At 65.6% G+C, this 18,428-nt stretch carries 16 protein-coding genes and 1 other RNA gene; 8 read left to right on the top strand and 9 right to left on the bottom strand.

All coding sequences use genetic code 11. The features are described from left to right. The first annotated feature begins 138 nt into the window (after positions 1–138). Genes mutL through ACDH77_RS11660 form a run of 3 tightly spaced genes read left to right on the top strand, consistent with a single transcriptional unit; the run spans position 139 to position 3,959 of the window. Positions 139–2,016, top strand: a complete 1,878-nt coding sequence (gene mutL / locus ACDH77_RS11670) for a DNA mismatch repair endonuclease MutL (RefSeq protein ID WP_031423060.1) — start codon at positions 139–141, stop codon at positions 2,014–2,016. Then, positions 2,016–2,951 carry a DUF1684 domain-containing protein gene (locus tag ACDH77_RS11665; protein ID WP_031423059.1) on the top strand — a complete coding sequence of 312 codons (936 nt, stop codon included), beginning with the start codon at positions 2,016–2,018 and terminating at the stop codon, positions 2,949–2,951. Before mutL ends, ACDH77_RS11665 begins: the two co-directional genes overlap by 1 nt. 33 nt (positions 2,952–2,984) lie before the next feature. Beyond that, positions 2,985–3,959 (top strand): TraB/GumN family protein, encoded by a 975-nt coding sequence (locus ACDH77_RS11660; RefSeq protein WP_031423058.1) that lies wholly within the window; start codon positions 2,985–2,987, stop codon positions 3,957–3,959. Positions 3,960–4,012: 53 nt separating this feature from the next. On the opposite strand, the gene ACDH77_RS11655 is transcribed toward ACDH77_RS11660, so the two are convergent. The 4 genes from ACDH77_RS11655 to gluQRS all read right to left on the bottom strand — a co-directional run bounded on the left by ACDH77_RS11655 (position 4,013) and on the right by gluQRS (position 6,601). Continuing rightward, positions 4,013–4,087: non-coding RNA, sX9 sRNA (locus ACDH77_RS11655), on the bottom strand. 56 nt (positions 4,088–4,143) lie between these two features. Then, the gene (phaR, locus tag ACDH77_RS11650; RefSeq protein WP_031423057.1) at positions 4,144–4,719 is read right to left on the bottom strand and encodes a polyhydroxyalkanoate synthesis repressor PhaR; all 576 of its coding nucleotides are present in this window, start codon (positions 4,717–4,719) and stop codon (positions 4,144–4,146) included. Between the two features lie 159 nt (positions 4,720–4,878). After that, positions 4,879–5,619: a beta-ketoacyl-ACP reductase gene (locus ACDH77_RS11645; protein ID WP_014090372.1), complete on the bottom strand. Its 741-nt coding sequence runs from the start codon at positions 5,617–5,619 to the stop codon at positions 4,879–4,881. An 82-nt stretch (positions 5,620–5,701) separates the two neighbouring features. Next, positions 5,702–6,601: a tRNA glutamyl-Q(34) synthetase GluQRS gene (gene gluQRS / locus ACDH77_RS11640; RefSeq protein ID WP_031423054.1), complete on the bottom strand. Its 900-nt coding sequence runs from the start codon at positions 6,599–6,601 to the stop codon at positions 5,702–5,704. Positions 6,602–6,698: 97 nt separating this feature from the next. Between gluQRS and htpX the strand changes: the two genes are divergently transcribed. Then, complete coding sequence (htpX, locus tag ACDH77_RS11635) at positions 6,699–7,577, top strand: protease HtpX (RefSeq protein ID WP_109290952.1); 879 nt, start codon at positions 6,699–6,701, stop codon at positions 7,575–7,577. A 99-nt stretch (positions 7,578–7,676) separates the two neighbouring features. Here htpX and ACDH77_RS11630 read toward each other — a convergent pair whose 3' ends face one another. The 3 genes from ACDH77_RS11630 to ACDH77_RS11620 form a co-directional block, all read right to left on the bottom strand. Further along, positions 7,677–9,746: an EAL domain-containing protein gene (locus ACDH77_RS11630; RefSeq protein ID WP_008576147.1), complete on the bottom strand. Its 2,070-nt coding sequence runs from the start codon at positions 9,744–9,746 to the stop codon at positions 7,677–7,679. Positions 9,747–9,962: 216 nt separating this feature from the next. Continuing rightward, positions 9,963–11,144: an NAD(P)/FAD-dependent oxidoreductase gene (locus ACDH77_RS11625; RefSeq protein ID WP_031423053.1), complete on the bottom strand. Its 1,182-nt coding sequence runs from the start codon at positions 11,142–11,144 to the stop codon at positions 9,963–9,965. Continuing rightward, positions 11,141–11,689 carry a YaeQ family protein gene (locus ACDH77_RS11620; RefSeq protein ID WP_008576151.1) on the bottom strand — a complete coding sequence of 183 codons (549 nt, stop codon included), beginning with the start codon at positions 11,687–11,689 and terminating at the stop codon, positions 11,141–11,143. Before ACDH77_RS11620 ends, ACDH77_RS11625 begins: the two co-directional genes overlap by 4 nt. A gap of 552 nt (positions 11,690–12,241) precedes the next feature. Here ACDH77_RS11620 and ACDH77_RS11615 point away from each other — a divergent pair. Both ACDH77_RS11615 and ACDH77_RS11610 read left to right on the top strand, forming a co-directional pair. After that, the gene (locus ACDH77_RS11615) at positions 12,242–12,451 is read left to right on the top strand and encodes a cold-shock protein (protein ID WP_008576153.1); all 210 of its coding nucleotides are present in this window, start codon (positions 12,242–12,244) and stop codon (positions 12,449–12,451) included. Positions 12,452–12,622: 171 nt separating this feature from the next. Further along, positions 12,623–13,321: a glutathione S-transferase family protein gene (locus tag ACDH77_RS11610; RefSeq protein WP_031423052.1), complete on the top strand. Its 699-nt coding sequence runs from the start codon at positions 12,623–12,625 to the stop codon at positions 13,319–13,321. A gap of 212 nt (positions 13,322–13,533) precedes the next feature. On the opposite strand, the gene ACDH77_RS11605 is transcribed toward ACDH77_RS11610, so the two are convergent. Beyond that, positions 13,534–14,409, bottom strand: a complete 876-nt coding sequence (locus ACDH77_RS11605) for an alpha/beta hydrolase (protein WP_014090368.1) — start codon at positions 14,407–14,409, stop codon at positions 13,534–13,536. Between the two features lie 281 nt (positions 14,410–14,690). Here ACDH77_RS11605 and ACDH77_RS11600 point away from each other — a divergent pair, with 281 nt between their 5' ends. After that, complete coding sequence (locus ACDH77_RS11600) at positions 14,691–16,247, top strand: YdiU family protein (protein WP_372353459.1); 1,557 nt, start codon at positions 14,691–14,693, stop codon at positions 16,245–16,247. Between the two features lie 94 nt (positions 16,248–16,341). Further along, positions 16,342–16,902 (top strand): adenine phosphoribosyltransferase, encoded by a 561-nt coding sequence (locus ACDH77_RS11595; RefSeq protein ID WP_014090366.1) that lies wholly within the window; start codon positions 16,342–16,344, stop codon positions 16,900–16,902. A gap of 101 nt (positions 16,903–17,003) precedes the next feature. Here the strand turns inward: ACDH77_RS11595 and dbpA are convergent, their stop codons facing one another. Then, the gene (gene dbpA / locus ACDH77_RS11590; RefSeq protein WP_218502037.1) at positions 17,004–18,380 is read right to left on the bottom strand and encodes an ATP-dependent RNA helicase DbpA; all 1,377 of its coding nucleotides are present in this window, start codon (positions 18,378–18,380) and stop codon (positions 17,004–17,006) included. Positions 18,381–18,428: the final 48 nt, after the last annotated feature.

The raw sequence follows: 18,428 nt of genomic DNA, 5'->3' as shown, positions 1-18,428 counted from the left end.
ATCATTCCGCACTGATTCCTTAAATGACGGCGAAATGACGGCGCCTGCGCGCCGCCGGATTGCCGTGCCGAGGTCTGTCTTGCCTGTCACACCGCCGATCTACCGCGTTTCGCGCGTGCCGCAATGGAGCGTGCGTTGATGGCGATCCGCCAGTTGCCCGAGATTCTGATCAACCAGATCGCTGCCGGCGAAGTCGTCGAGCGGCCCGCATCTGTGGTCAAGGAACTGGTCGAAAACGCACTCGACGCCGGCGCCACGCGCGTGGATATCGAGCTCGAGGAGGGCGGCGTCCGGCTGATCCGCATCCGCGACAACGGTGGCGGCATCGCCCCGGACGAACTGCCGCTGGCCGTGTCGCGGCATGCCACCAGCAAGATCGCTTCGCTGGACGACCTGGAAACCGTCGCCACGCTGGGCTTCCGTGGCGAAGCCTTGCCGTCGATCGCCTCGGTCAGCCGCTTTACCCTGACCTCGCGTCGCCACGACGCCGAGCACGGCTCTGCATTGGAAATCGACGGCGGTCGCCTGGGCGAAGTGGTGCCGCGCGCGCATGCGCCGGGCACCACGGTCGAAGTGCGCGAACTGTTCTTCAACGTGCCGGCGCGGCGCAAATTCCTGCGTGCCGAACGCACCGAACTCGGCCACATCGAAGAGTGGTTGCGTTCGTTGGCATTGGCGCGGCCGGATGTGGAATTGCGCGTCTCGCACAACGGCAAGCCGTCGCGTCGCTACAAGCCGGGCGATCTGTATTCGGACGCGCGGCTGGGCGAAACCCTCGGCGACGATTTTGCGCGCCAGGCCTTGCGCGTGGACCAAAGCGGTGCCGGTCTGCGCCTGCACGGCTGGGTTGCGCAACCGCATTACTCGCGTGCCAGCACCGACCAGCAATACCTCTACGTCAACGGCCGCTCGGTCAGGGACCGCAGCGTGGCGCATGCGGTGAAGATGGCCTACGGCGATGTGCTGTTTCATGGCCGTCAGCCGGCCTATGTGCTGTTTCTGGAGCTGGACCCGGCACGCGTGGACGTCAATGTGCACCCGGCCAAACACGAGGTGCGTTTCCGCGAAGCGCGGCTGATCCACGATTTCGTCTATCGCACCCTGCAGGATGCCTTGGCGCATACCCGTGCCGGCGTCACGCCAAACAGTATCGGCAGCGATGGTGCCGGCGACCCAGGTGCGACCGCTGGCGGACTGGGCAACATTGCTGGCAGCGGTGTTCCTAACCACGGCAACGCACCTGGCAGCAGCGGTAGCGGCTACAACTACCCGAGCTGGACGCCTTCGCAAACGCCGCTGGGACTGCGTGTGGACGAGGCGCGCGCCGCCTACAGCGCGCTGTACGCGCCGCCGCCCAGCAGTGCGCAGCAATCGGCAGGCATGCCGAGCATGGCCGGCACCGGGTTGCCGGCAACTGCGCAAGACAGCGGTGTTCCGCCGCTCGGTTATGCCGTCGCGCAGTTGCACGGCATCTACATCCTGGCCGAAAACGCCGAAGGCTTGATCGTGGTCGACATGCACGCGGCGCATGAGCGCATCGGCTATGAGCGGCTCAAAAATGCGCACGACAGCATCGGCCTGCACGCGCAGCCCTTGCTGGTGCCGATGACGCTGGCAGTGGGCGAGCGCGAAGCCGACACCGCCGAGCGCGAAGCTGAAACATTGGCCACGCTCGGCTTCGAGATCACCCGGGCCGGCCCGCAGTCGCTGCACGTGCGCAGCATTCCCGCGCTGCTGGCCAATGCCGAGCCGGAGGCGCTGCTGCGCGATGTGCTGGGCGATCTGCGCGAGCATGGTCAAAGCCGCCGCATCGCCAGCGCACGCGACGAACTGCTCTCCACCATGGCGTGCCACGGTGCAGTGCGCGCCAACCGCCGCCTCACCGTGCCTGAAATGAACGCGCTGCTGCGCGATATGGAAGCCACCGAACGCTCGGGCCAGTGCAACCATGGCCGACCGACCTGGGCGCGGTTTACGCTGAGCGATATCGATCGTTGGTTTCTGAGGGGGCGTTGATGGCAGTGCACGGGGGGAAGGGCTGGCTGCTCGGCATGCTGGTCGCAGCGGCGTTAGTCGGTTGCGGGCGCGATGCGCCACCGCCGGCTGCGCCGGTCGCACTCGACAAGACATTTCTGGCCGACACCGCCGCCTGGCGCGAAGCGCGGCTGAAGGAACTGCGCGCGCCCGATGGCTGGACCAGCCTGGTTGGCCTGCATTGGCTGTCGCTGAAGGCGCATTACATCGGCAGCAGCGCCGACAGCGGTATCAGACTCGCGGTAGGCCCACCGAAGATGGGCATGGTGTCCACCGAGAACAACGCGGTCTGGTTCGTGCCCGAGCGTGGCGCCGCGCTGACCCTCGATGGCAAGCCGCTGACCAGCCGGATCCGCTTCCAGTCCGATCGCGATCCGCAGCCCACCCTGATCCATTTCGACCAGGGCAAGGGCGTGTTGAGCCTGATCCATCGCGGCGACCGGTATGCGCTACGGGTCAAGCATGCCGACGCGAGCTCGCGCACGCACTTCGCGGGTCTGGACTATTGGCCCGTGGATCCATCCTGGCGCATCAACGCGCGCTATGTGCCCAACTCCGTCGGCAAGACCATCCCGATCGTCGACATCGTCGGGATCAGCAGCGAGCAGCCGAACGCGGGCGCGATCGAGTTCGAGCGCGACGGCAAGACCTACCGATTGGAAACCATCGGCGAGCCAGGGCGGCCGATGTTCGTGGTATTCGCCGACCGCACCAGCGGTCACGGCAGCTATCCGGCTGGACGTTTTCTGGATCTGGACCTGCCCGATGCCTCGGGGCATGTCATCGTCGATTTCAACCGCGCCTACAACCCGCCATGCGCGTTCACCCCGTTCGCCACCTGCCCACTGCCGCCGCCGGAAAACCGCATCGATCTGGCGGTGTCGGCAGGCGAGAAGGCCTACAAGGTGCCGCACTGACATGCGCGCCATTCACATGTGCGGAGAAGCCTGGTGACCGGGCGACGGACCACGTTGACGCGCCAGCGGATTGCCACCTGGTGCAGCGGCGCGCTGCTTGGCCTGGCCTTGTGGAGCGGCGCGCTCGTACCGGTGTGGGCGCGCGGTGCCGGCCACGCGCCGGCAGGCCCGCCGGTGCCGCTGCTGTGGAAGGTCGATGGCAAGGGCGGCACGCTGTATCTGCTGGGCTCGTTTCATGTGCTCAAGCCCAGCGACTACCCGCTATCGCCGGATGTGATGCAGGCCTTCGCCAAGGCCGACCGTCTGCTGTTCGAATTGCCGCCTGACGATGCGCAATCGCCCGAGCTGGCCAGTCGCATGCTGCAGGCGGCGCGGCGCACCGACGGGCGTACGCTGCAGGACACGCTGGATGCGAAGACCTGGCAGGCGCTGAGCGCCTACGCGCGCAAGTACGGCATGTCGCTGGCGAGCCTGCAGCCGCTCGAGCCCTGGTTCGTAGCGCTGACGATCAGCCTGGCGGAGATGACCCGGCAAGGCATGGACCCGAACGCGGGGCTGGACCATTACCTGATGGAACAGGCGCAGGCGCGCGGCAAACCGGCCGACGGCCTGGAGCGCGCCGCCGAGCAAATCGCCTTGCTCGACGGCATGTCGCCGACCGAGCAGCATCAGTTGCTGGAAGAGTCGCTGGACGAGGCCGATGCCACCGACCAGCTACGCCAGCTGCATGCAGCCTGGCGCAATGGCGATGTGCATACGCTGTCCACGCAGATGGCCGAAGACATGCGCCGCCAGTATCCGGCGCTGTATCAGGACATCAATGTCGAGCGCAATGCGCGCTGGGTGCCGCGGCTGGAGCGGCGGCTCGGCAAGGGCAGCGGAACCACGCTGGTGGTGGTCGGTGCGCTGCATTTGCTGGGCAATGACGGGGTAGTGGAGCGTCTGCGTGCGCGCGGCTACCACGTGGAGCGGATCTGCTCTGCCTGCACAACGCAGGCCGGCCACTGATTGGCTGCGCCTGGGAGCGTGGGGCTCCTGGCGCAGCGTTCGATATCTCAAGCGGTCGACATCACACCGCGACCAGCCGTCAGCTGGCATGGCCGGCGCAGCGGAGCCGGGGTGTCCGAACAGCGCCTGAGGATGCCGGCACCGGCCGCACCTGCCTGGCGGCTGCGCAATGGCGTGTTGTCTATTAGCCGCGGTTGCGGGCCTTGCCGGTCGTGCCGTGATTGCCGCCAGCCGAGCCATGCGTGCCGGTTCCCATCGGGCCGCTGCCCAGGCCGCTTGCCCCGGGCGGGTTCGGCGGCGTGCCCGGGCCACCCGGGCGGCCGAAGCCGGCGCCGAAGTTGCGCTGGAACTCCTGCCACAACTCCAGGTTGCGCTCGGTCAACTGGTTCATCATCGCCCACGGGGTTTGCCCGAGCAGGTTGCCCATTTGCTGACGGAACTGCTGCTGCTGATCCAGGAACACCTGCATGCTGCGCTCCAGGTAATTGCCCATGAAGCCCTGCAGCGAGTCGCCATAAAACCGGATGATCTGGCTCAGCAACTGGGTGGAGAGCATCGGCTCGCCGTCCTGCTCGCGGTCGGCGATGATTTGCAGCAGCACTGCGCGGCTGAGGTCCTCGCCGCTCTTGGCATCGCGTACTTCGAATTCTTCGCCATCGATGATCAATTGGCGCACATCTTCGATGGTGATGTAGCTGGAGATTTCCGTGTCGTAGAGACGGCGATTGGGATACTTCTTGATGATGCGAAGTCCGGCCATGGAACGTTCACCCACACTGATAGTGCGCGCAGGATGGCGCACCGCAGCAGCGCTTGCAACAGCCAAAAGGCCTTATTTGCTTAAGCGGACACATTAAAAATGTTGCGCAGCATGGTTTTTGAGCAAAATCCATGCTGCACCGCAAAGTTGCAGCAAACGTTACCAGCCCATGTGGTGGCCGCCGTTGATGTCCAGATTCGAGCCGGTGATCCAGGCAGCCTCTTCCGCAACCAGAAACGCCACCGCGTAGGCGATCTCTTCCGGACGGCCCAGGCGTCCGGTGGGGATATCGGCCACGATCTTGGCGCGCACTTCTTCCGGAACGGCCATCACCATGTCGGTAGCCACATAACCGGGCGAGACCGTGTTGACGGTGACCCCGAATGCCGCGTTCTCGCGCGCCAGCGAGATGGTGAAGCCGTGCATGCCAGCCTTGGCGGCAGCGTAGTTGGCCTGGCCATACTGGCCCTTGAGCCCGTTGATCGAGCTGATCTGGATCACCCGGCCCCAGCCGCGTTTACGCATGCCCTCGATCACCGGGCGGGTCACGTTGAAGACCGAATTGAGGTTGGTATTGATGACCTCGTGCCACTGCTCGGCACTCATGCGGTGGAAGGTGGTGTCGCGGGTGATGCCGGCGTTGTTGACCAACACCTCGACCGGCCCCAGCGATGATTCGACGTCTTCCACCAGCGCGCGCGCATGCTCGGACGAGGCGACATCGCCGCGAAACAGGGCGACCTCGTACCCCTGCGCCTGCATGCGCTGCTGCCAGTCGCGCGCCTTCTCTTCGTTGCGGAAGTTGCTGGCGACCCGGTGGCCCTGGTCGGCCAGGCGCTTGCAGATGGCAGTACCGATACCGCCGGTGCCGCCGGTGACCAATGCGACGCGAGATGTCATGACGACTCCAATCAACAAGTGAGGCTGAGGGCGATTCGGGTGCGGGACTGCTGCGCCCGGACGCCGGTGCTGGGCCGCAATTCTAGTCACGCTGGAGGCCGGATGCGCGCGCATCGAGGTCCAGCTGGCGTTGGCCTGGAAGCAGCCGTGGCGAAAAATGCTGCGCGGCCTGCTGCAGCAGGGTTTCCACGGCTGCATGCCGCGGCAGTGCGTCGGCCTGTTGGCCCAAGGCGACCCAGGCGGCGTGCAGGGCCGGCAGTGGATCGGCGTCGTCCAGTGCGGGTGCATCGTGTGACTTGGACAGCTTGCGGCCGTCGCGATCCAGCATCAGCGGCAGGTGCAGGTAGCGCGGCTGCGGCAGGCCCAGTGCGCGCTGCAGCACCATCTGGCGCGGGGTGGAGTCGAGCAGGTCTGCGCCGCGCACCACATCGGTGATGCCCTGCGCCGCATCGTCCACCACCACTGCCAGTTGGTACGCCCAATACCCATCGGCGCGGCGCAGCACCACATCGCCCACCTCGGCGTAGACATCCTGCAGCACCGGGCCCTGCAAGGCGTCCTCGAAGCCGACCGGCGATTGCGGCGGCATCCGCAGGCGCACCGCACGGCGCTCGCCCAGTGGCGCGACGCAGGCGTGGTGGATGCCGCCCATGCCGGCCAGATCGGCACGGCTGCAGCTGCATTCGAATGCCTGGCCGGTTTCCAGCAATTGAGCGATAGCGTCGGTGTAGGCCGCATCGCGCTCGGACTGCCGCATCACCGGCAGGTCCGAGTGCAGCCCGAATGCGGCCAGCGTGCGCAGCTGACGTTCGCTGGCGCCGGGTTCGGCACGCGGCGGGTCGATGTCTTCGATGCGTACGCACCACTGCCCACCGGCATGCCGGGCCAGCAGCCAGCTGCCGAATGCAGCCAGCAGGGAGCCGAAGTGCAGGGGGCCGGTGGGCGAGGGCGCGAAGCGGCCGAGATAAGGGGGCGATGGCATGGGCAGCTGAATCGTCGGTCAGGTGCTTGCTTGATTTCAAGCCGCAACACCCGCAGATCCGCACCAGTTCCCCCCGCATCCGTGGAGCCATCGCGCCATGTTCAACCGCATTTTCCTGTTCCTGCTGACCAATCTTGCGGTGCTGATGCTCGCCGGCATCGTCATGTCGATGCTGGGCGTCAATCCCGCGCAGATGAGTGGCCTGTTGGTGATGGCCGCCATCTTCGGTTTCGGCGGCTCGTTCATTTCCTTGCTGCTGTCCAAGTTCATGGCCAAGCGCAGCACCGGTGCGCAGGTCATCACCGAGCCGCGCACGCCGACCGAGCGCTGGTTGCTGGAGACCGTGCGCCGCCAGGCCCAGGCTGCCGGCATCGGCATGCCGGAAGTAGCGGTCTACGACGGCCCGGAAATCAACGCGTTCGCTACCGGCGCCAACCGCAACAATGCCCTGGTGGCGGTGTCCACCGGTCTGTTGCAGAACATGGACCAGGATGAAGCCGAGGCGGTGCTTGGCCACGAGATCGCCCACGTGGCCAACGGCGATATGGTCACCATGGCGCTGCTGCAGGGCGTCCTCAATACCTTCGTGATCGTGCTCGCCCGCGTGGTCGGCGGCATTATCGATAGCGCCTTGTCGGGCAACCGCGAGGGCGGTCGTGGCTTTGCGTACTACATCATCGTGTTTGCGTTGGAGATGGTGTTCGGCTTGTTCGCGACCATGATTGCGATGTGGTTCTCGCGACGCCGCGAATTCCGCGCCGATGCCGGTGGCGCGCAGCTGGCTGGCCGCAGCAAGATGATCGCTGCGCTGGAGCGGCTGTCGCTCAACCATGGCCAGAACACCTTGCCCTCGCAAGTGCAGGCGTTCGGCATCTCCGGTGGGGTGGGCGAGGGCTTGCGCCGGCTGTTCCTGAGCCATCCGCCGCTTACCGAACGCATCGCTGCGCTGCGCGCCGCCAGTGGTAGCGCCATGTAAGGTGTCGGAACTCCGGCTGCCTGGCAGGCAACAAAAAACCCGCGCAATGCGGGTTTTTTGTTGCTTAGCGAGGTTGCGAACGAGCGGGCGCGCCGGCTTTCAGCCGAACTCGTAATTCATCAATGGCCCGGTCGGTGCCACGAAATCGCCCTGGACGTAGTCCACTCCGGCACTGAAGAAGCTGCTCATCGACTGCGCATCGGCGACGAACTCGGCCATTGTCAGAATGCCGGCCGGCTGCGCCCGCGAGGTGATTTCGCGAATCTTTTCCTGGCTCTCCCGCGCCGAGGCGATGTCGCCGGTGATGCCGCGATCCAGTTTGAGGAAGGCCGGGTGGAAATGCGCCAGCAACTGGAACGAATCCAGGCCCGAGCCGAACTGCTCCAGCCCGACCTTGCAATCCATCGCCGACACCGCAGCCAGGAACTGCTGCGCGTTGCGCAGGTGCGTAAACACCTTCGACTCCGGCGTCTGCAGCCACAGCCGTTCGCCGGGGACACCGTAAACCGCCAATTGCTCGCGGATGGTGTCGATCATCTGCGGGTCCGAGAACGAGTTTGGCCCGATGCGTACCAGCAGATGGGTCTTGTGCCCGGCACGTTGGCGTTCGCCCAGTTGCCGGATGGCCCGCGCCACCACCCAGCGGTCGATTTCGGTGACCAGGTCGTGCTCTTCGGCGATGGCCATGAACGCGTTCGGCGACATCATTTCGCCATTGCGTTCCAGGCGCAGGAAGGCCTGGTACAGCTCCAGCGGCTCGCCTTGCAGGTTGAGCACCGGCTGGTAATGCAGCAGGAAACCGTCGCCGACCAGCGCTTCGCGCAGCTGCTCGACCCAACGTTCGATGCGTTCTTCTTCGGCCCGATCCGCCGCAGCCGGGTCGTAGATGCTGACCGCGTTGCCACCGAGCTCGGCAGTGGTGCGCACCGCCTCGGTGCCGCGATTGAGTACCTGGCCGATGCTGGCGATCTTTTCGCCGATCTGCACGCCGCCGATGCTGACCGTCACCGTGGCCGAGCGCGTCCCCACGCTGACCACGTGCTGCGCGAACGCATTGCGCACGGTTTCGGCCAGCGCATGCGTGCGCGCGTAATTTCCGTTCAACAGCAGGGCGAAACTGTGTTCGCCGAAGCGCGCGGCCAACACGCTGTCGTCCAGCACGCTCGCCACATGCGCGGCAAGCGCAGCAATCAGCGCATCTGCCGAATCCAGCCCGAACTCCGGAAGGATGCGTGCGTAGTGATCCGGCTCGATCAGCAGGAAGCCGGATTGGCCCTCGCTGCGGCCGGCCTGTGCCACGGCCTGTTCCAGCGCCACCATGAAGGTGGGGCGATTGAGCAGGCCGGTGACCTGGTCGCGCTGGCGCAAGTCTTCGACCTCGCGCGCCAGTTCCGGGTCGAACTCCTCGCGGCGCCGGAACACCACCTGGATGCACGGCTCGCCTTCATAGGTGGCGGTGGCGAACTCCATCGTGGCCGGAAAGGTGTCGCCTTCCACGCGGCGTGCATCGAGCTTGTACTGTGCCGGCGGCGGTTCGCCCTTGGACATCGCCTTGAGCAGCTGTTTGAAATCGTCGACGTATTGCGCGGCGATCATGTCCAGCAGCGAGATGCCTTCGACATCGTCGAACGACTCGAAGCCGAACATTTCCAGATAGGCATCGTTGGCACGGATATGCATGCCTTCATGCACGTAGGCGATCGGGTCGCGCGAGGATGCGATGAGTGCGTCGCAGCGGCGCTCGGTCTCGCGCATCTGCGCTTCGATGCGGCGCAGTCCGCGGCGGGCCTGCAGGTCGTCCCATTCCGAGCGCACCAGTGCAAGCAAATGCGCGGGGCGGTGGCGCAATGCGATGGCGCGCACCCCGTGCGAAGCGGCCTCGACCAGGGCGTTCTCTTCGATCCGCTCGGCCAGCAAGATGATCGGGATGTCCTTGCCGCTGCCCGCAATTTGGGTCTGCAAGGCGCTCATGGGGATCTGCTGCGCCTGACCCAAGATGGCCAGATCGATCTGGCCCGACAGCATGCTGGCCAGTTCCTCCTGGCTTTGCGGTCGCGATGGACGCACCGCAATGCCGCCATTGCGCAGCGCGGTGACGATGGTCTCCGCACTCTCCACGCTGTCGTCGACGATCATCAGGCGGAGGGTGAGATCTTTGCCTTTTTGCATGCGCGGCTCCCTAGAGACGGGCTTTAATACACGAAGGGGTTTGACACGTCCATGTGTGTGGAGCATGCCGCATCAAGTGTGAGACGTAGAACAATATTTGCGCGTGGAAGATGCCTTCTGGCGCGCATCGACCGTTTTCACTGCGTGCTGTCCATGCCGCGACGGCGCGTTCAAGGCGCCTGACCTGATCGGTGGGCGAGCCCCCCGCCATCGCCGTTACGCCACGCTCCCCGCTGCATGGCCGGACGCCCACGCCCACTGAAAGTTGTAACCGCCAAGCCAGCCGGTGACATCCAGTACCTCGCCGACAAAGTACAGGCCTGCCACCAGGCGCGACTCCATGGTCGCACTGGAGACCTGTTGGGTATCGACCCCGCCCAGGGTGACTTCAGCTGTCCGATAGCCTTCGGTGCCGCTGGCGATCAGCGGAAAGCTGCCGAGCAGCTCGGCGGCGGCTGTCAGCTGCGGCGGATCCAGCTGACGCACCGGCTTGTCTGGCAGCCAGAGCTCGCACAAGCGTTGCGCAAACCGTTTCGGCAGCACGTCGGCCAGCACGTTGCGCAGCTCGGTGGCGCCGCGTTGCTGCTTTTGTTCGCGCAGCCACGTCGCTGCATCGCGACCGGGCAGCAGATCCAGCCGCAAATCGTCGCCCGGCTGCCAATACGAGGAGATCTGCAGGATCGCCGGGCCGCTGACCCCACGATGGGTGAGCAGCATGGAATTGCGAAAGCTGACTCCGTTGCACTGCGCCTGGACCGGCAACGCCAGCCCGGACAGCGCTTGCAGACGCTCCTGATGCTTGCCGCTCAATGTGAGTGGCACCAGCCCGGCGCGGGTGGGCAGCAGCGCATGGCCGAACTGCTTGGCCAGGGTATAGCCGAAGCCGCTGGCCCCCATGCTGGGAATCGACAGCCCCCCGGTCGCCACGATCAACGACTGCGTCTGCACGGCCCCCTGGCTGGTCTGGACCTGGAAGCCGTCGCTGCCGCGCTGGACCGACAGCACGTCGCACTGGGTGCGGATCTGCACGCCGGCCGCATCGCATTCGTCCAGCAGCATGCGCACGATCTGCTTGGAGGAGATGTCGCAGAACAACTGGCCCAGCTCTTTCTCGTGATAGGCGATGGCATGCCGTTCGACCATCTCCACAAAATCCGCCGGGCTGTAGCGCGCCAGGGCGGATTTGCAGAAATGCCGATTGGCCGAAATGAAGTTGCCAGGCGTGGTGCCGGTGTTGGTGAAATTGCAGCGCCCGCCACCGGACATCAGGATCTTCTTGCCGACCTTGTTGGCATGATCGATCACCACCACCTTGCGGCCACGCTGGCCGGCAGTGAAGGCGCTCATCAGCCCGGCAGCGCCGGCGCCGATGACCAGCACGTCGCAACGCATGCTCATTCGGCCGGGGCTTGCCGCACCATCGGGGTCAGGGTGACGCTGCCGTGGTCGGCCAGCATCTGCACTTCGCCGTCCTGGATGATCACGTCGAACCGCATGCCGCGCTGGATCAGTGCGCCCAGCGCTTCGGTGGCCTGCGAGTCGAGCTCGATCACGCGCAGATTGCGGTACCGGCCCATGGCGTTGGCGTGCTTTTTCCACCAGGTTTCGGTGGCCTGGCCGCCGTAGCCGATGACCACCGCCTGGCGCGAGCGGTTGCAGGCCTTGCGCACGCGGCTTTCGTCCGGCTGGCCGAGGTCGATCCACAGATCCGGGTCGCCGGTGTAGTCGCGCCGCCATAGGTCCGGCTCGTCGTCGTTGCTGAGGCCACGGCCGAATTCCAGACGATCGTCGGCAAATAGCGCGAACGCCAGCAGCCGCACCATCAGGCGCTCGTCGGTCTCGGAAGGGTGCTGGGCCAGGGTCAGCGAATGGTTGGCGTAATAGCCGCGGTCCATGTCGCTGATCTGAAGTTCCGCCCTGCGGACGGTGGCGGTGAGGGCCATCAGGATGCCGGTTGCAAAGGGCGCCTATGATACGCGGCCGGTTCATGCGCCGGGTGTTGCCCGCATCTGGCAGAGGTGCGTCGTCGGCCGGGCCTGGGCTGGCTGACAGCTGGATGGTGCGAGCAAGGGCAGGGTGGGCTTGGCTCAGAGGCCGGTTGGCTGCAAGGGCCACGGCGGGGCGACAGGCGCTGAGGCGCGGTCCAGGACGTCGCGGACCATGGCCGGGCAGGTGTCGTTAACGGCCCCCATGATCTGCGCAGCTGTGGGGGCGTCAGGCAGTGGCATCCGGTCAATTGGGATGGGGACAGTCCCGACAGGCCGTCGGATTGGACCCGACTGCAAAAGATTTGACGCAGGGTGTCGCTTTTTGCAGAAAACACGAGTACTGTGCACGCACTGTGTTTGCAAGGGTCACCGTGAATCGTGGCCTGGTGCAGCCGGATCGTTACAGATCTCGCTTCATCGTTCCGCTTTACCAACGCCTGCAACTCAGTCTCAGCTCCGGCTTTTCGGACGCTGCGATTTATCCATCAATAGTTCAGGAGTTAGTAAATGTCAGAGCGTCAGAGCGGTACCGTGAAGTGGTTCAACGATGCCAAGGGCTTCGGCTTCATCACCCCGGAAAGCGGCCCGGACCTGTTCGTGCACTTCCGCGCCATCCAGGGCACCGGCTTCAAGTCGCTGCAGGAAGGCCAGAAGGTCACCTTCGTCGCCGTGCAGGGCCAGAAGGGCATGCAGGCTGACCAGGTGCAGGCGGTCTAATCCGCCTGCAACCTTAGGGTTGCCAAAAACGCCGGCCGTGCAAGCGGCTGGCGTTTTTTATTGTCTGCACGACAGGCGGTCAGCCTCGCTGGCGCGTCCACCAGGCGCTGCTTGCGCACAGCGACGACGCCTGGATCGGTAGGATGTGCGCTTTCCGCGCGCAGCTATCTCATGATCACTGTCCACCATCTCAATAATTCCCGTTCCCAGCGCGTGCTGTGGCTGCTGGAAGAACTGGCGCTGCCTTACCAGATCGTGCGCCATGAACGCGACCCCAAGACCATGCTGGCGCCGCCGGCGCTGCGCGCGATCCATCCGCTGGGCAAATCGCCGGTGCTGGTCGATGGCGACCTGGTCGTAGCCGAATCTGGGGCGATCCTGGAGTACCTGACCGAGCGCTACGACACCGAGTGCGCGCTGTCGCCATCGCCGCGGCCGCTGGATTCGCCCGAGCGCCTGCAGTTTCGCTATTGGATGCATTACGCCGAAGGCTCGGCGATGCCGCCGTTGCTGATGACGCTGATCTTCGGTCGCATCCGCAGCGCGCCGATGCCGTTCTTCGCCAAACCCATCGCACGTGCGATCGTGGACAAGGCGATGTCGGGTTTCGTGGGGCCGCAGCTCACCTTGCATCTGGATTGGATGGAGCAGTCGTTGCAGGCCGGCAACTGGTTCGCTGGCGAACGCTTCACCGCCGCCGACATCCAGATGAGCTTCCCCGTACAGGCGGCGGCCGCACGCGGCGGCGGTCTGGAGAACTACCCGCGTTTGCACGCGTTTCTGCAGCGGATCCAAGCGCGTCCGGCGTATCAGGCTGCGTTGAAGAAAGGCGGCCCGTTCGAGCTGATGGGAAGCAAGCCGGCCAATTGAGGCATCGGGGAGTAGGGAGAGCGGGGTGCGAGTAGGTGGGCGGGACTGTGCTTCGCCCGCTGTCTGCTGCTACGACATGGCGTCTCTCATCGCCATGTATTCCCTCATTCCGGATCCGAATGGCTACCCAGCGACACCGTCGTCGGTATCGCTGCCCATCAGCCGTTCGCAGCGGTCACTCAATCCCCAGCGACGTCAGGGCGGATTGCGCTTCAGGGCACCCGGCACTGGCGCACAAACTGCAGCGTATCGTTCAGCACCTGCGAGCGCTCGGGCGATTTGCGCAGCGCCAGCAGGATGCCGAGATGGCCCATGCCGGGGTAGACCTTCAGTTCGGCACTGCCGCCTTCGCGCTTGAGCGCCTGCTGCAGCGAGACGCTGTTCTGTAGTTCGACCACGCGGTCGGCATCGCCATGCAGCAGCAACATGGGCGGTTCGTCGCCGCCGACGTAACGCACCGGTTGCGATTGCCGTTGCGCTGCCGGCGCATCGCCGAAGATTTCGACCAATTCGGGATCGGTCATCGGCATGAAGTCGTACGGCCCGGCCAGGCCTACGACGCCGCACAACTGGTGAGGTTTGAGGCCTTGCGCCTGCAGCCAGCGGGCATCGGTGCCAAGCAACGCGGCCATATGCGCGCCTGCCGAATGACCCATCACCGCGAGGCGATTCGGGTTGCCGCCGTACTCGTGCGCGTGGCGGTAGCTCCATGCGGTGGCGCCTGCCGCGTCGGACATGAAACCGTGTAATCCGACCTGCGGATACTTGCGGTAGTCGGCCACCATCGCCACCACGCCCTGGCGCGCAAGTGCGCGGCCCACCCAGCGATAGTTGGCGCGTGAACCGCGCTTCCAGGTGCCGCCGTAGAAAAACACCACCACTGGCGCGTCGCTTGCGCCGCGCGGCTGGTAGACATCCAGCGCCAGGCCGTGCGCGGAATCGAACACCTGGTCGCGATGCTCGACAATGCCCGATCGGCTGGATGCGGCATTGATGCCACCAAAAAAGACGCTGCTGCAGGCCGTCATGGTCAACGAACCGAGCAACAGGAGGGCAGGACGGAACCAGCGGGAAGCGCGCGAGGGCATGGGCAATATCGGTACGGGGGCAGGAAGGGTGGTGGGGACCAGGCACGAACGCAACAGGCCGGCAAGTGCAGACCAGAGAGTGGCGTCCCGGCAACGTTCGCCTCTGTCTGGTTCGCATCTGATCGGCAGCCGGCGGCTATTAGCGGCTATCGCACGTCGCAAGCATGTGCAGGACGAGCCCGCTCGGCACACGCCAGGCGAGTGAAGATACGGTTCGCACGCAGCGCCGGATGCGGCTTCGCCCATGTCAGGTTCACTGCCGGTGGCCTAGGCTTGCCGGCATGACACATTTGCACTTCGATAATCGTCTGCGTCAGCAGCTGCCTGGCGACCCGGAAGAGGGGGCACGCCGGCGCGAGGTGGGCGCGGCCTGGTCGTCAGTCTTGCCGACGCCGGTCGCCGCTCCGTACCTGATCGCGCATTCGGCGGAGATGGCGCAGGTGCTGGGCCTGGAGGCGGCCGAGATCGCCAGTGCGCAGTTCGCCCAGGTGTTCGGCGGCAACGCGCTGTACCCGGGAATGCAGCCTTGGGCGGTCAACTACGGTGGGCATCAATTCGGGCATTGGGCCGGACAGCTTGGCGACGGGCGGGCGATTTCGCTGGGCGAGGCGATCGGAACTGACGGTGGGCGCTACGAATTGCAGCTCAAGGGTGCCGGCCCGACGCCGTATTCGCGCGGTGCCGATGGGCGCGCCGTATTGCGCTCGTCGATCCGCGAATTCCTGTGCAGCGAGGCCATGCATCATCTGGGCGTGCCGACCACGCGTGCATTGAGCCTGGTCGGCACTGGTGAGGCGGTGGTGCGCGACATGTTCTACGACGGCCACCCGCAGCGCGAGCCGGGCGCGATCGTGTGCCGGGTGGCGCCTTCGTTCATCCGTTTCGGCAACTTCGAATTGCCCAGCGCACGCGGCGATATCGCATTGCTGAAGCAGTGGGTGGATTTCACCATCGCCCGCGATTTCCCGGCGTTGGCCGGTGCCGGCGAGGAGCTCTACGCCGACTGGTTTGCGCAGGTCTGCGAGCGTACCGCGGTGATGGTGGCGCACTGGATGCGGGTCGGGTTCGTGCATGGGGTGATGAATACCGACAACATGTCGATCCTCGGTCTGACCATCGACTACGGCCCGTATGGCTGGGTCGACGACTATGACCCGGACTGGACGCCCAACACCACCGACGCGCAGGGGCGGCGCTATCGCTTCGGCACCCAGCCACAAGTGGCCTACTGGAACCTGGGCCGGCTTGCCCAGGCGCTGGCGCCGCTGTTTGCCGACCAGGCCCTGCTGCAATATGGGCTGGATCGTTTTCGCGATACCTACCTGGCGTGCGACCGGCGCGACACCGCCGCCAAGCTGGGCTTGGCAGAGTGTCGCGACGAGGATCTGCAGCTGATCGACGCGCTGCGCGCCCTGATGCGCGAATCCGAGATGGACATGACGCTGACCTTCCGTGGGCTCATCGACCTGTCGCCCGAACATCCGGACCCCGCGCAGCTGCGCGACGCCTTTTACGACGAAGACAAACGCCTGGCGGATGCGCCGCAGCTGCAGCAATGGCTGCAGCGCTATGCCGCGCGCCTGCAGCAGGATCCGCTGTCGCCAGAAGAGCGGCGCGCGCGCATGCGCCTGGCCAACCCGCGCTATGTGTTGCGCAATTATCTGGCGCAGCAGGCGATCGACCGTGCCGAGCAGGGTGACCCGTCCGGGGTGCAGGAGTTGCTGGAAGTCATGCGCCGCCCTTACGACGATCAGCCCGGGCGCGACGCATTTGCGGCGCGGCGGCCGGACTGGGCACGTGCTCGCGCCGGGTGTTCGATGCTGTCGTGCAGTTCCTGACGCGCTCAGATGCAGGTATGCCGTAAATCCGGCAGGGATGGCGTGCGCAGCCTAGAATAGGCGCAACTCCACCGGCCACCACGCCACCGCCCTCATGACTGACTGCAGCCGCTGCGCCGGCACCACGACTTCCGGACCCAACCATTGGTCAGAGCGGATTCGCGACATCGCCGATTTCCCTAAGCCGGGCATCGTCTTCAAGGACATTACCCCGTTGCTGTCGGACGGCCCGGATTTCGCCTCTGCGCTGGACGAAATGGCGCAGCCGTGGCGCACCACGCCGCTGGATGCGGTGCTGGGTATCGAGGCGCGCGGTTTCATTCTGGGCGCTGCCCTGGCGCGCGAACTGCGGACCGGCTTCGTGCCGGTGCGCAAGCCGGGCAAGCTGCCGGGGCGCACGCTGATCCAGGAATACGCGCTGGAGTACGGCACCGATCGCATCGAAATGCATGAGGATGCGCTGCCACGCGGGGCGCGCGTACTGATTGTCGACGACGTGCTGGCCACCGGCGGCACGCTGCGTGCGGCCCTGGGACTTGCTGCCCAACTCGAACTGGAAGTCGTTGGCGCAGCCGTGCTGGTGGAATTGCAGGTGCTGCAGGGTCGCCAGAAATGGGCGAACGATGTGCCGCTGTTGGCGACACTTTCTTACTGAGTCCAAGCGCTGGAAGCGACCCTGGATGCGTGGACGTGCGCGCATCCAGGATTGCTGCTGCTGAAACATAGGCGGCCGGCGCAATGCCGGCCGCGCTGCGTTCAGAGCTTGCTGACCCGAAACCGGCGTCCCTTGATCTTGCCTGCGTGCAGATGTGCCAGCGCCTTAGCGACCTGCGCGCGGGCAATGGCCACGTAGGAGCGGGTAGGGTAGATGGCGATCTTGCCGATTGCCGCGCCCGAGAGCCCGGCTTCGCCAGTCAGGGCGCCCAGGATGTCGCCGGCACGCAGCTTGTCGGTCTTGCCGCCATCGATGCGCAAGGTGGTCATTGCCGCCTGCGGCAGTTGCGCCGGGCGCGCGGTGGCCAGTGGCGCACGCGACCACTTCAAGGGTTGGCCCTGTTCGGCTTCCAGTGCCTGCGCGCGGGCAGTTTCGCGCGGGGCGACCAGGCTCAGCGCCAGTCCATGCTTGCCGGCACGTGCGGTACGGCCAATGCGATGGCGGTAGGTTTCGGTATCGGTGGGCAGCTCGTAGTTGACCACCGCCGAGAGGTCTTCCACGTCCAGCCCGCGAGCGGCCACGTCGCTGGCCACCAGCACATTGCAGCTGCGGTTGACGAAGCGCACCAGCACTTCGTCACGGTCGCGCTGTTCCATGTCGCCGTGCAGCGCGAGTGCGGAGAAGCCGAACTCCTGCAGCGAGCCAGCCACCTCGTCCACTTCCTTGCGGGTATTGCAGAACACCACGCTGGACTCGGGATTGAAACGCAGCAGCAGGCCGGCAACGGCCTTTTGCCGATAGGTCGGGTCGACCTCGAAGAACTGCTGATCGATCTCCGGTGCGCTATCGGCGCCTTCCACCGTGACCTCAACCGGCTCCTTCAACAGCTCGCGTGCGAGCGTGCGGATACTGTCCGGGAACGTGGCCGAAAACAGCAGGCTTTGGCGGTGTTTGTCGCAACGGCCGGCAATCTCGCGGATGGGTTCTTCGAAGCCCATGTCGAGCATGCGGTCGGCCTCGTCCAGCACCAGCGTGCGCACGCCGCCCAGATGCAGGGCGCGTTTGCGGGCCAGTTCCTGGATGCGACCGGGCGTGCCCACCACCACTTGCGGGTCGTGCGCTTCCAGCGAGGCCAATTGCGGGCCCAGCGGCATGCCGCCGGTGAGCACCACCAGCTTCATGTTGGGAATGCCGGTGGCGAGCTTGCGCAGCTGCTTGCCGACCTGGTCGGCCAATTCGCGGGTGGGGCAGAGCACCAGCGCCTGTGCGCGGGTCACTGCAGGGTCGAGCTTTTGCAGCAGGCCAAGCCCGAACGCGGCGGTCTTGCCGCTGCCGGTCGGCGCCTGGGCGATGACATCGAGCCCCTGCAGGATCGGCGGCAGGCTTTGCGCCTGGATGGGAGTCAGGACGGTGTAGCCAAGGGCGTCGATGCCGGGGGCCAGGGCCGGCGACAGCGGCAGCGCGGAGAATTCGTTCATGGCGCATTTTAGCCCGGGATTGGGGAGTAGGGATTCGGGATTCGTCAC

This window comes from Xanthomonas axonopodis pv. maculifoliigardeniae (assembly GCF_041519315.1).
Classification (GTDB): Bacteria; Pseudomonadota; Gammaproteobacteria; order Xanthomonadales; family Xanthomonadaceae; genus Xanthomonas; species Xanthomonas euvesicatoria.
This window is presented reverse-complemented; position numbering and strand designations above follow the sequence as displayed.